General features: G+C 63.8%; 8 protein-coding genes. 4 read left to right on the plus strand and 4 right to left on the minus strand.

Annotated features, from left to right (window positions below; genetic code table 11):
* Window positions 1–47: 47 nt before the first annotated feature.
* The 3 genes from KQ661_RS04925 to KQ661_RS04935 form a co-directional block, all read right to left on the minus strand.
* Complete coding sequence (locus tag KQ661_RS04925; protein WP_216679621.1) at window positions 48–2,108, minus strand: OmpA family protein; 2,061 nt, start codon at window positions 2,106–2,108, stop codon at window positions 48–50.
* Between the two features lie 154 nt (window positions 2,109–2,262).
* Complete coding sequence (locus KQ661_RS04930) at window positions 2,263–3,336, minus strand: tetratricopeptide repeat protein (RefSeq protein ID WP_216685818.1); 1,074 nt, start codon at window positions 3,334–3,336, stop codon at window positions 2,263–2,265.
* A 208-nt stretch (window positions 3,337–3,544) separates the two neighbouring features.
* Complete coding sequence (locus KQ661_RS04935; protein WP_216685819.1) at window positions 3,545–4,591, minus strand: acetamidase/formamidase family protein; 1,047 nt, start codon at window positions 4,589–4,591, stop codon at window positions 3,545–3,547.
* Window positions 4,592–5,014: 423 nt separating this feature from the next.
* On the opposite strand from KQ661_RS04935, the gene moeB reads away from it, so the two are divergent.
* Complete coding sequence (gene moeB / locus KQ661_RS04940) at window positions 5,015–6,118, plus strand: molybdopterin-synthase adenylyltransferase MoeB (protein ID WP_216685820.1); 1,104 nt, start codon at window positions 5,015–5,017, stop codon at window positions 6,116–6,118.
* A gap of 87 nt (window positions 6,119–6,205) precedes the next feature.
* Here the strand turns inward: moeB and KQ661_RS04945 are convergent, their stop codons facing one another.
* Window positions 6,206–6,817, minus strand: coding sequence for an HD domain-containing protein (locus tag KQ661_RS04945; protein WP_216679625.1), 612 nt, complete (start codon window positions 6,815–6,817; stop codon window positions 6,206–6,208).
* A 541-nt stretch (window positions 6,818–7,358) separates the two neighbouring features.
* Here KQ661_RS04945 and KQ661_RS21915 point away from each other — a divergent pair.
* The 3 genes from KQ661_RS21915 to KQ661_RS04960 all read left to right on the plus strand — a co-directional run bounded on the left by KQ661_RS21915 (window position 7,359) and on the right by KQ661_RS04960 (window position 13,304).
* The gene (locus KQ661_RS21915; RefSeq protein WP_226915717.1) at window positions 7,359–9,596 is read left to right on the plus strand and encodes a sensor histidine kinase; all 2,238 of its coding nucleotides are present in this window, start codon (window positions 7,359–7,361) and stop codon (window positions 9,594–9,596) included.
* Window positions 9,597–9,599: 3 nt separating this feature from the next.
* Window positions 9,600–11,783 carry a tetratricopeptide repeat-containing sensor histidine kinase gene (locus tag KQ661_RS04955; protein WP_216679626.1) on the plus strand — a complete coding sequence of 728 codons (2,184 nt, stop codon included), beginning with the start codon at window positions 9,600–9,602 and terminating at the stop codon, window positions 11,781–11,783.
* 138 nt (window positions 11,784–11,921) lie between these two features.
* Complete coding sequence (locus KQ661_RS04960; RefSeq protein ID WP_235726925.1) at window positions 11,922–13,304, plus strand: ATP-binding protein; 1,383 nt, start codon at window positions 11,922–11,924, stop codon at window positions 13,302–13,304.
* Window position 13,305 lies beyond the last annotated feature (1 nt).

Here is a 13,305-nt window from a genome sequence, read left to right on the forward strand (position 1 = left end):
CCGCGTATGGCAGCTCTCATACGCGGACTAAAAGTCCGCGCTACAGCCTACTTGGCCGTCACCTTGAATTCGGTACGGCGGTTGAGCTGGCGGTTGCCTTTGCTGGTATTGGGCACTTCGGGTTTGCTTTCGCCGTAGCCCACGGCCGTGAGGCGGCTGGCAGCGATGCCGTGCTGCGTGAGGTAGGTGACCACAGCCTGGGCGCGGCGCTGGCTCAGGTCCTGGTTTAGGGCAGCTTCGCCCACATCGTCGGTGTGGCCGGCCATTTCCAGTTTCAGGGCGGGCGTTTCCGTCAGGAGCTTTTGCAGGCGTTCCAGCTCGGCGGTGCTTTCGGGGCGCAGAGTCGCCTTGCCGGTATCGAAGAAAATGTTGCGCAGAACGATGGTGGTGCCAATTTCGACCTTCTTGAGCGGAATGTCCTTCACCACTTCGGCAAAGGCCGCGCCGGCGGGCAGGTCGAAGTTTTCGGAGTGAAACAGGTAGCCGTCCTGCCGCACCACGATGCCGTAATTGGTGCCCGAGGGCAGGCTCACGAGGTAGCGGCCCGAGGTGGTGTTGCTGCGGAAATTGGCAATGGTCTGGCCGCTGGTGTTGTCAATCAGGTCGATGGCAGCATCCACGGGCTGGTGCGTGGCTTCGTCGGTCACGGTGCCTTTCAGAATCGTGACCTGGGCCGTGGCCACCGCTACGGCCGGCGCCAGCACCATTTGCTTGATGGGCGCGAGGCGCGAGGCCAGTAATTGGTCTTCTTCGCTCAATAAAGGCTGTTTTTCGGGACCCAGAAAGGTGATGCGGTAAATGTCCTTCGCGCCGAGGCCGCCGGGCCGCTCGCTGCTATAGTAGCCGTGCCGCCCCGAGGCCGAAGTCACGAAAAAAACGTCGTCGTCGGGCGTATTAATCGGCCAGCCCAGGTTTTCGGGCGTGCTCCACTTGCTATTCTCAAATACTGATTTAAAGATGTCGTAGCCGCCCATTGAGTTGTGGCCTTCGGAGGAAAAGTACAGTGTTTTGCCATCAGGGGCCATAAATGCGCCCTCTTCTCCATACGCCGTATTGATGGCCGGACCCAGGCTCACGGGCGTGTTTTTGCCATCGAGGTCCACCTTATAAATGTCGGAGCTGCCCGCGCCGCCGGGCCGGTCGCTCACGAAATAGAGGTAGCGGCCATCGGGCGAGTAGCTGGCCGAGGTTTCGTGGGCGTTGGTGTTGATGCGGCTGTTGAGGCGGTGGGGCTTGTCCCAGGTGCTGCCGCTGAGGGTGGTTTCGAGCAAATCGCCGCCGTTGGTGCCCACGTACACCAGCATGCGCTGGCCGTCGGGGGCCAGGCCCACGGTGGCGTTGTGGTCGTCGGTGTTTACGGGCGCGCCCAGGTTGGTGGCGCGGCTCCAGGCCTTGCCTTTCCAGGTCGACTGGTAAATGTCTTCGAAAAAGTCGTTGCCCTCCGGGTCTTTCTTGCCGCCCGTCGAGCCCTCCCGGCGCGAGGTGATGAGGATGGTCGACTCGTCGGCCGATACCACCGGGCCGTAGTCGGAGGCCGGCGAATTCAGCTCCGGCCCCGCGTTGTCGATGAACACGCGGGTGGGGTGGGCCATCAATTGCTGGCCGTTGCGGCACTCCTGCATGCGGCGCTGCAAGTCGTTGGGCGTGATGGTGCCGGCGTCGCCGTTGCGGGTGTTGCTGGCCACGGGCGGGGCCAGCTGGTATTCGGCCATGGCCTCGCGCCACTTGGCGCTCAGGTGCAGGGCTCGGGCCAGCAGGTAGTGGGTGCGGGCATCGGCGGTGGCATCAAGCTTAGCGGCCTTTTGCAGGTAGGGCAGGGCGGCGGTTTTGGTGGCCGAATTCAGGTAGCAGTCTCCGATTTTAACGTTCAGGGCCGCATTGTTGGGGTTGAACAGTTGGGCCGCCAGGAAGTGCGGCAGGGCCTGGGCGTAGCGCGGCGGGTCGGCGCGGTAGTCGTCGTCGCCGGCTTTTAGCTTGCGGTTGGCTTCGCGCAGGCCGTCCTTTTCGTTGCCAAAATTGTCTTTGGTAAAGGCAATGCTTTGGGCTGCGGCGGGCAGGGCCGCGCCGGCGAGGAAAAGGAGGAATAGCAGGCGAATAGGAAAGGACATAGCAGATAATTAGGAATAAGTGTGGCCGTCGTGTCGAGCGCAGCCGAGACATCTCGCTCGAAGCCGTTGAATCGATTGGATTGCTATTGCACGCGAGATGTCTCGGCTGCGCTCGACATGACGTTCTGATTGTTAGCTCCGTGCTCGTTTTTCTCTACTCCGCCGCTTCGCCCGCGCAGCCGGCGGCGGCCGCGTAGTTATTGCCCACCGCAATGCCCAGCTCGGCGGCTTTGCGCCAGTCCTGGCAGGCCTCGTCGGCCTGGCGGAGCATTTCGCGGGCGTGGCCCCGGTTGAGATAGGCCTCGGCGTAGTCGGGCTTCAGCTTGAGGGCAGCGCTGGCATCGGCGGCGGCATCGGCGTATTTCTCCAGCTTGAGGTGGGCGGCGGCGCGGTTGTTCCAGGCGTAGGCGTACTTCGGGTCGATTTGTAGGGCCTGACTGAAATCGGCAATGGCGCCGGCATAGTCCTTGCTCTCGAAACGGGCACTACCCCGGTTGTTATAGGCGAGGGCGTCGTCGGTTTTCCTGGCCAGGTAGGCGTCGTAATCTTTCAGGGCCTGGGGCAGCTGGCCGGTGTGGCGCTCGGCGGTGGCGCGGTTCAGCAAGGCCGCGAGCAGCTCGGGCTGCAAGGTCAGGGCCTGGGTATAATCCAGCGCCGCAGCGGCATAGTTGCCGAGTTTCTGCTGGGTGCTGGCGCGGTCGTGGTAAGCATAGGCCAGCTTGGGGTCGGCCTTGATGGCCCCGTCGAAATCGTCGCGGGCGGCCTGGTAGTCGCCTTTCTCAAAGCGTAGCACGGCGCGGTTGTACCAGGCCGGCGCGTAATCGGCCTTGGCCTTCACGGCTTCGGAATAGTCGGTTTCGGCTTCGCTGCGCTGGTTTTGGGCCTCGTGGGTACGGCCCCGGCCGAAGTAGCCGGCGTAGTTGCCGGGCTCCAGCTTCAGGGCCTGGTCGTAGTCGGCCAGGGCCTGCGGGTACTCTTTCAGCTCGTAGCGGGTGGCGGCGCGGTTGGTATAGGCGGCCGCAAAATCGGGCTTGGCCGCAATGGCCTGGTCGAAGCTGGCCAGCGCCGCCGGGTAGCGCTGCTCGCTGAAGCTGGCCAGGCCGCTGTTATAGGCTTTTTCGGCCAGCTGCGGGCCGGGCAGGGTGCTGGCCCGCACGGTATCGACCTGTGCCCGCACGGCGAGCGGCGCGCCCAGCAACACGAATAAAAACAGACTTTTTTGTATCATAGCCAGATGCCGGGGCGAATGGAAAGCTTGGGTATCGAAGATATTGGATTTTCGGGGTTTGGGCTAATAAAAGAGACCGTCATGCCGAGCGCAGCCGAGGCATCTGGCGTGGGGTAGTAAATCCTAAGGTCAGGATTACTACCCCACGCCAGATGCCTCGGCTGCGCTCGGCATGACGGCCAAATTCCGCTGACGTTCGCCAGAATGCCTAGTTCTTCTTCGCTGCCTTCACCTTCCCAAAAATGCTCTTCGGCAAAATCATGTGGGCCCCGCGCGTGCCGTCCACTACCTGCGTCACGTCGAGGTCGCCTGCCACGCTGCATAGCATGTAGGCATCGTCGCGGGTGAGGTGCTTTTCGGTGACTAGGAAGGTAATCATTTCGCGCACCGCGTCTTTGGCGGCGAGGGTTAAATCCTCGTTCAGGCCCATGCTGATGTAGGCGGTAGGCGTTTCGGCGCGGGGTAGGGTGAGGTGCATGTCCTTGCGCACAATGAACTGCAGCGTGCCAGTGAGCGAGGTTTCGAGCCCCGTAATATCAACTTCGCCGTTGCCCTGCCCGGCGTGGCCATCGCCCACAAAAAACAGCGCGCCCGCCGCGTGCACCGGCAGATACAGCGTGGTGCCGGCCACCAGCTCCTTGTTATCGAGGTTGCCGCCGTGGATGCCGGGCGGCGCGCTGTTGATGCGGCCCGCTGCGGCCGGCGGGGCCACGCCCATGCTGCCAAAAAACGGCCGCAGCGGCACATCAATGCCCGGCAGGAAATGCGCCACCATCTGCTTCGCGTCGAGCGGGATAATGCGCATTTTGGCGTAGCCGAAATCCTCCGGAATGAAGCCACTTTTGGGCCCAAAAGCATTGTAGGCGTAGGGAATGGCCAGGTCGACGCGCTGAATGCGTACTTCCAGGACGTCGCCCGGCTCGGCGCCTTCCACGAAGATGGGGCCGGTGAGGATGTGCCCGCCCGGTCCTTTGTTGGTTACGTGCTCGGTGATGTCGCGCAGGTTGGGCTCGACCTGCGCGGCGGGCAGGCCCGCGCCTTCCAGCCGCGATGGCGTGGAGGTAATGAGCGTGTGCACCCGCACCGTTTCGCCGGATTTGATGCGCAGCACCGGCGGCGCGGCGGCATCATAATAGCCCCAGGCGGCGGTGGCCGGCGTGATGGGCAACTCGTGCGAGGCGGCTTTCTGGGCGTGGGCGCGGGGTGACAGGCCTAGCAGCGCGGCCAGGACGAAAAACGGGAGACAAGCTTTCATGCCGGTAAGTTCGCTCCGGGGGCGCGGTTGTTCAACCGGATGCCTGGGCGGCAGGTCGGGCGGGTGGTGGGCACGGGCCAGCCGTTGGGTGAAGTCGTCCGTTTCCGCATCGCCAAAAAACAGGCCTATGAGCTTAGAATGAGGTTTGATAAGCCATTTAACTATTTTTTTAAATAAAAAGCGCCCATGAAAAAATTTCGTTTTGCCAACCCGTAGTTTTGAGTGCTTCGGCAAATTTAGGGCAGAGGCCCGTCCGAATGCAATGCGCTACGGTAGCGCTTGCCCAAGCAACGTCAGGACCGCAACGGCTGCCGGTGCGCCGCTCCCACCCGAGATTTGCAGAAGCATTGCGCCAATTGCGTCAGCCAACTGTTTCAGCAGACCGACGCAATTGTGCTGAAGCACGTAATTTCCGCTACCACCATGACCCCAGCCGCCGCCCCGCTTTCCGCCGCCGAAACCAACCGCTACAGTCGACACCTGCTGCTGCCCGAAATAGGCCCGGCCGGCCAGCAGAAGCTCAAAGCCGCCCGCGTGCTGGTGGTGGGCTGCGGCGGCCTGGGCTGTCCCGTGCTCCAATACCTGGCCGCCGCCGGCGTGGGCACGCTCGGCCTGCTCGATTTTGATACCGTGGACGACAGCAATCTGCAACGCCAGGTCCTCTACGCCACCGCCGACGTGGGCCGCCCCAAGGCCGTAGCCGCCGCCGAAAAGCTGCGCGCCCAAAACCCTTTTATTGTGTTGCAGCCGCACCAGGTGGTGCTTTCGGCGGCTAATGCGCTGGCGCTGTTTGCCGAATACGACGTGGTGGTAGACTGCTCCGATAATTTCGCCACCCGCTACCTCGTCAGCGATGCGTGCGTGGTGCTGGGCAAGCCGCTGGTGTTCGGGGCCATCTTCAAGTTTGAGGGACAGGTTTCGGTATTCAATTACCAAAACGGCCCCACCTACCGCTGCCTGCACCCGGTGCCGCCTGCCCCCGGCGACGCCCCCAACTGCGCCGAAATTGGGGTGCTGGGCGTGTTGCCCGGCCTTATCGGCACCATGCAGGCGAATGAGGCCCTGAAAATCATCCTCGAAATAGGGGAGGTGCTGAGTGGCCGCCTGCTGCTGGTGGATGCCCTGAGCATGCGCTTCCAGACCATCCGCTTCCAGCCCGTGGCGGCCAATCAGCAGCTCACCGCGCTGGCCCCGGACTACGCGGCTTTTTGTGGCGAAGCGCCCCTCGACGCCGCCCCGGCCCGCGCCCCCGAAATATCGGCCGATGAGCTGAAGGACTGGCAGGCCAGCGGCTGGCCGCTGCAGCTGCTGGACGTGCGCGAGCCGCATGAGCACGCCCGCCGCAGCATTGGCGGGCAGCTGGTGCCGCTGGGGCAATTGGCAGCGCAATTGGCTGGCTTTGAGTCCGACGTGCCCGTGGTGGTGCACTGCGCCAGCGGCGTGCGTAGCCAAAAAGCTGCGCAGCTGCTGCTGGCCAATGGCTTTGCCGAAGTGTACTCGCTGCGCAACGGCCTGGCCGACTATTAAGTAGCTGCTGTTACGCGGCAGTAATCGTCTGCTCCGGTCGGACCGCCCTAGGCGGTCGGACCGGTGGTATCGCCTGATAACGCTTCCTTAAGCACCGTCCTGCTGCGGGCCGGGCCAGGCCGCCAGGCGCGCCCGGATGTGCGCGAGCCGGGCCTGCTTGGGCGTGCTGCGCCGGGCCAGGGCCGTGGCCGTCCAATACCGATGGCCCGTGAGGAACTGCTCCTGCAGCTGAAACCAGGCAAATTCGTCGGCGATAAGCTGGCGGACCGTCAGCTCGCGGAAAAGGCTGGTGGAGATGGGCACGAAATCGGGCCGGCCGAGGTAGTCGAGGTCGGCATCGCAGAGGATTTGGGCCAGGTGGCAGCGGGGGGCCTGCGGGTACTGGGTGGCGATAATCAGGGCACATATCAGCTCAATCTGGCCCGGCGAGTAGCCGAAGTCCGGCAGCGTGGCACGGCCCATCTCGCAGCCCCGGGTTTCGTGGCCCGCGTACGTGTGCAGGAAGCCCGCATCGTGGTACAGGGCCGCCGTGCGGAGCAGCGCCAGGGTTTCGGCATCGGTTACGCCTTCGGCGGCGGCCAGCGTCTGGGCCGCCTGCGCCACGTCGAGGGTATGGGCCAGGCTGTGGTAGTAGAGGGTGGGGGCCAGGCCCCGGCGCAGCTCGCGCACAATAAACGCTTCGGCAGAGGAGGCTTGCATAGGGAAGGGGCGAATGCGGTGAGGGGATGAAACGAGGCGGAGCAGGCCGGTTGAAAAAGCAGGGGCAAGTCAAAACCGGGCCCAATGGCGGCTACTAATGCACTACTGCTGAGAAATTAAGAAGCTGCAATAAATTTAGATATGATTTATTACAAGGCAAAATTATTCGCTACCTTGATTAGGTATCGAATTTGGCCCGCTAGTTATGAAGGAGAAAATTAATTTCGTCAAACAGGTTTTTAGCAAGTAATATATTGAAAATGAAGATAATATACTGACTTAATGATGTCTGTTAAAAGCGGAGTGGCGTAATTAATTCATCTTTGTGCGACCAACGCGGGCCGGCACACCGTCGGGCCCTGTTTGTGTTGTCCGCCCCGGCGGTCTGGCCGTAATTTTCGCCCAGTTCCCACTCGCTTCTGCCCCTGATGATGTCCTGCCAATCCTATTGCTTTTCGTTCCGGCTACCGTGGCCGCGACCAGCAATACAGTACGGACAGGGCACGCGTTTCCCCGTCGCCGTCAAGCCCCAGCTTTGTATATGAGATGGATTCTTACGGTGTTGATTTTCTGGGTGATGTGTGGGCCGGCGGTTGGCCGGCAGCACTACTGGGAGGCCGATTATGATTCGCTGACCCGTGCCTTGCCGCAACAGGCTTCTGACATGGCCCGCCTGCGGGTGGTGCAGCACCTGATAGACCTGCACCCCACCAACGTACAGGCCCTGCCGCTGCTCGACCAGCTGCTGCGTCTGAACCAGAAACTGCAGCTGCTGGAGGCGGCCCCTTACCGGCACCTGCGGAACGGCCTGGTGCTGTGGCAGCAAGGTGGCGCCGATGCGGCCGCCCTGGATACCATGAAGGTAGCCGTGACGGAATTCGACCGCCTGGGCCGGCCCATTCCGTGGCTGCTGATTGATTTGGTGACGCTCTACAACCGGCTGAGCCGCATGGATTCCCGCCAGCGCTACTACGAGAAAAAGCTGGCCTACTACCGGGTGCACAACGCCACCGAGAACATCGCCGCCTGCTACGTGTCGCAGGGCGGCTACTACCGGCGCATGGGCGACTACAATCGCACCCTAAACAGCGTGCTGCGCGCCGCCGACCTGGTGCGCACCTACGACCGGCTGCTCTACGTGCGTGAGCTGCTGGTGACCGGGGCCGTGTACGCCGACTGGGGCAACCGCGCCAAGGCCGTGCAGTACCTGGGCCAGGCCCTGCGCCTGCCGGAGTTTCGGCGCATCCAGGGCCTGGAGCGGGTATTTACCTTTCTGGCGCTGTCGCGCCTCTACGCCGAGGGCAACCACCCCAATACCGCCCTGCGCATGGTGGATTCGGTGCTGGCCACCCACAGCGGCGATGCCGCCGAGCGCAAGCTCAGCCAGGCCTATGCGCTGGTGCAAAAGGGGCGGGTGCTGCTGCAAATGCAGCGGGTAGCGTCGGCGGGCCAGCTCCTGCAGCAGGCGCAGCAGCTCGACGATTCGCTGCACATCCCCATGTCGGGCAGGCCCGGCGAGTTTGAGCTGGATGCCGCCTGGGCTCGGTATTACACGGCCCGGCACGACGATGCCCGCGCCGAAAAGCACTGGCTACAGGCTTATCGCAAGGCCACGGCCGGCCGCGTTGAGCGCCTGCGGCCCGAATACCTGAAGCAGCTCATTGCCTTCTACGACGACCGCAACCGGCCGGCCGAGGCGCAGCGCTACTCCCACGCCTACATCGCCCTCACCGATACCCTCAATGCGGCCCAGAACACTTTTCATGTGGCGCAGTACGAAAGCGAGCGGCTGGAGCAAACCCAGAACGCCCGAATTACCAGCCTGAAACAGGACCAGGCGGTGCAGGCCATGCGCCTGCGCCTGGGCCAGTGGCTGCTGCTGGGCGCCCTGCTCACGGTGCTGCTGGTGTCGGCCCTGGGCGTGTTTATCTATCGCCAGCTGCAGGTGAACCGGCGCACCCTGGACCAGCTGCGCCAAACGCAGAGCCAGCTGGTGCAGGCCGAGAAAATGGCTTTCCTGGGCGAGCTCACGGCCGGCATTGCCCACGAGCTGCAAAACCCGCTCAACTTCATGAAAAACTTCGCCGAAGTCAGCACCGACCTCGTCGACGGCATGAACCCGCAGCACAATGGCCACGTGCCGGTGCTGGAAACCGAGATTCTGGCCGGCCTGAAGCAAAACCTCCAGCAAATCAGCCAGCACGGGCAGCGGGCATCGTCCATTATTAAGGACATGCTGGAGCACTCGCGCTCCGGCACCGGCGAGTGCGTGCCCGGCGACCTAAACGCGCTGGCCGCCGATTCGCTGGCGCTGGCTTACCAGGGCCTGCGCACCACCGACAAAGACTTTTACGCCACCCTGAGCAAGGAGCTCGACCCCAGCCTGGAGCAGGTAGTGATGGTGACGCAGGATATGGGCCGCGTGCTGCTGAACCTGTGCACCAACGCCCTGCACGCCGTGCGCCAGCGCCAGCGCGACCTGGCGCAGCCGGGAGCCGGCGGGCCGGCCAACTACCAGCCCACCGTGACGGTGCGCACCCGCCGCGCTGCCGGTAGCCCGGTGGTGGAAATCCTGATTTCTGACAACGGCACGGGAATGTCGGAGCAGGTGCGGGAAAAAATCTTCCAGCCCTTCTTCACCACCAAGCCGCCCGGCGAGGGCACCGGCCTGGGCTTGTCGCTGAGCTACGACATCGTGACCAAGGGCCACGGCGGTACCCTCACCGTAGAAACCCGCGAGGGCGAAGGCACCGAATTCCTCATCACCCTGCCCGCCTGAGCTGTGGAGAAGCCAGCCAACCAGACGGGCCGCCGCGCCACCACCAGCTGGGCCATGGGCCTGCGCCGCGCGGCGCTGGATTGGGGCCTGCGCGCGGCCGTGGCCATTGGCGTGCTGCTGAGCACCCCCCCTTCTGTGCACGCCCAAAACCCCGCCACCGACCGCCTCCGGGCCAAGGTGCAGGCTAATATCCAACCCGATGCCTCTCGCGTCAACAGCCTCAACGCCCTGGCCCTGGAGCTGCGCAACAACGCACCCGACGAGTCGGCCAGCCTGTTTGAGGAGGCGCGCCAGCTGGCGCAGCTGCTGGGCTACACCGCCGGCGCGGCCGAGGCCGAGCTGGGCCTTGGGTTTTACCACCGCCACCGCAGCGAGTTCCCTTTGGCCGAGAGCTTTTCGGAGCAGGCCCGGCGCGATTTTGAGCGGGTGGGCGACCGCATCGGGCAAACCCGCAGCCTCTACAACCAGTCGAACGTGTACTCGGAACAGGGCCTGTACGCCAAATCCTTGCAGGCCAACCTGCGTGGCCTGGCCCTGGCCGAGGCAGTCCACAGTCCCAAATGGCTGGCCTTTCTCAACACCCAGTTGGGCATTACCAGTACCTATCTGAGCGAGTACGAGAATGCCCGGCGCTACCTCATGCAGGGCCTGCGCTGGGCCCGGCGCTCGGGCGACCAGCCCGGCATCGGCCATGCCTATTCCGGGCTGGGCAACCTCTACCGCACCCAGGGACAGTGGGCCACCGCCCAGTACAACTACGAGCAGGATGCCAAGATATTCCGGCAGCTGAAGGACGAGGGCGGGCTGTTGTTCGAGGGAATTAACGTTGCTGATATGGAAGAGCGGCAGGGCCATTACCCCGAAGCGTTTGCCAACGCCCGCCGCAGCTTGCGGCTCGCCCTGCGCCTGCGCGCCGTGGGCGAAGTGCCCCGGGCAGAGCTGGTGCTGGCCCGTACTTTTCTACACATCGGCCGCCCGGATAGCGCCATTTTTTACGCCCTGCGCACCTTGCAGGCCACGCGCCGCAGTGGGGCCCGGCAATATAGCCGCGACGCCAGCCAGATACTGGCGCAGGCCTCGGCCCGGCGCGGTAATTTTGCGGCCGCCTACCGCTACGAAAAGTTGTTTGGCGCCTATCGCGACACCCTCAACAGCAGCGACCTGCAGCGCCAGGCCGCCGTGCTGGAATACCGCGCCGAGCTGGCCAAGAAGCAAGCCCAGATTGGCCGGCTCACTAGCAACAGCTGGCTCATTCAATCCCAGAACCGCCAGCAGGGCTGGCTGCTGCTGGCCGCCCTGCTGGGCCTGGGGGCCGTGGGCACCCTAAGCGCCGTGCTCTGGCGCAACAATCGCGAAAAGCAGCGGGCCTACGCCCTGCTCAAGCACCAGCAGGACGAGCTGCACGCCGCCCAGAGCCAGCTGGTAGCGGCCGAGAAATGGGCTTTTGTGGGCGAGCTTTCGGCCGGCATTGCCCACGAGCTGCAGAACCCGTTGGCGTTCATGAAAAACTTTGCCGATGTGAGCGTGGGCCTGCTCGACCACAGCCCCGCCGCGCAGCCCGCCGGCCTGGAACAGGAAATTATGGCTGGCCTGAAGCAGAACCTGCTCAAAATCAGCCAGCAGGGCCAGCGGGCTTCCGCCATCATCACCGATATGCTGGCTCATGCCCGCACCGGCGCGGGGCCGCGCGTGCCCACCGAGCTCAATGCCCTGGTGGCCGAGGCGCTGGCGCTGGCCTACCAGGGCCTGCGCGTGCAGGACGCCACCTTCCATGCCACGCTGGTGCAGGACTTTACCCCCAATCTGGGGCTGGTAGCCGTGGTGCCCTCCGACCTCACCCGCGTGCTGGTAAACCTGTGCACCAATGCCCTGCACGCCGTGCGCCAGCAGGCCGAAGCAGCCGAAGTGGCCTACCAGCCCACCGTGACGGTGGGGACGCGCCAGACCGCCGCCGGCACCGTCGAAATTACCGTGCATGACAACGGTACGGGAATGCCGGCGCAGGTGCGGGAAAAAATCTTTCAGCCCTTCTTCACCACCAAGCCGATGGGCGAGGGCACAGGCCTGGGCCTGTCGCTCAGCCACGAGATTGTGACCAAGGGCCACGGCGGCACCCTGGCCGTGGAAAGCGAAGAGGGCAAAGGCACCGAATTCATCATCAGTCTGCCAACTGGCGGCAAAGCTTAACGGCGGGGGTAGTAGATTTCAGCCGTTTGGGCGGGCCCGAAACCGGGCCCGGGAAAAATTCAGCCGCACTACCCAACTTTGCGGTGGCCCGCGCGCCGTTTCTCTGCTCTACTTTCTTGCTTCTGCGCTTCTTCCCCTATGGCTCACTCGGCTGGTTACGGCGACCTTTTTTACCTGGCTCCGATGGCGTATGGCATCATGCGCGGCCTGAGCCGGTTTCTGGACCTGCCGCAGCGGCTGCCCCGCTGGCACCGGGCGCTGAATTATATCTGGGTGCCGGCGGCGGCGTTTGTGTTCATTTCGGTGGCGCTCAGGCTCAAATCGCCGGTGCTGGGCGATGTGTACTGGCTGCTGGTATTGTTTGCCCTGCTGGGCGTGCTGCTGGCCGTGCGGCACTACCGCCCGGCGCGTACGCTGCTGTTTGCCACGGCCCCGTTTGTGGTCTACAAAGTGCTCGAAATCATTATTGAAGATTCCAACGGTAAGATTCCCAAGAGCTTCGATGCCTTCCTTGGTACAACGCAGGGCTTTGTCATCATCTGGCTGATTACGTTTGTTTTCATTGCCCGCAGCCAGAAAAAGCAGCTCGAAAAAGAGCGGGTGCTGCGCGAAGAGGAAGAAAAAGCCAAGCGCCTCATCGAAGCTCAGAACGTGGAGCTGGAGCGCCTGGTGGCCGAGCGCACCGCCGCCCTCACGCAGCAGGCCCAGGAGCTGAGCGGGGCCCTCGTGGAGCTGCGCACCACGCAGGCCCAGCTCATTCAGGCCGAGAAAATGGCGAGCCTGGGGGAGCTCACGGCGGGCATTGCCCACGAGATTCAGAACCCGTTGAATTTCGTCAACAACTTTGCCGAGGTCAGCGCCGAGCTGGTGGAGGAGCTGGAAGAAGAGCAAACCCGCTCCGTACGCGACCTGGAGCTGGAAGCCGAGCTGCTGGGCGACCTCAAGCAGAACCTGGTCAAAATCAACCAGCACGGGCAGCGGGCGGCCGGTATCGTGCGGGGCATGCTCGAGCACAGCCGGGCCAGCACCGGCGAGCGCGCGCCGACCGACCTCAACCAGCTCGCCGACGAGTACCTGCGCCTGGCCTACCACGGGCTTCGGGCTAAAGACAAGACGTTCAACGCCACGCTGGAAACCGACTTTGCGCCGGCCCTGCCCCTGGTCGATGCCGTGAGTGGCGACCTGGGCCGGGTGCTGCTGAACCTGTTCACCAACGCCTTCTACGCCGTGCGCCAGCGCCAGCAGGCGGGCGAGGCGGGCTACGCGCCCACCGTCGGCGTGGGCACCGCGCGCGCGAACGGCCACGTCGAAATCCGGGTGACGGACAACGGTTCGGGCATGCCGCCCGAGGTGCAGCAGAAAATCTTCCAGCCTTTTTTCACCACCAAGCCCACGGGCGAGGGCACGGGCCTGGGGCTTTCGCTCAGCCACGATATCGTAGTGCAAGGCCACGGCGGCACGCTCACCGTCGAGAGCCAGCCCGGCCAGGGCACCACCTTCACCATTTCCTTACCCGCTTAGC

It is taken from the genome of Hymenobacter siberiensis, assembly GCF_018967845.1.
Classification (GTDB): Bacteria; Bacteroidota; Bacteroidia; order Cytophagales; family Hymenobacteraceae; genus Hymenobacter; species Hymenobacter siberiensis.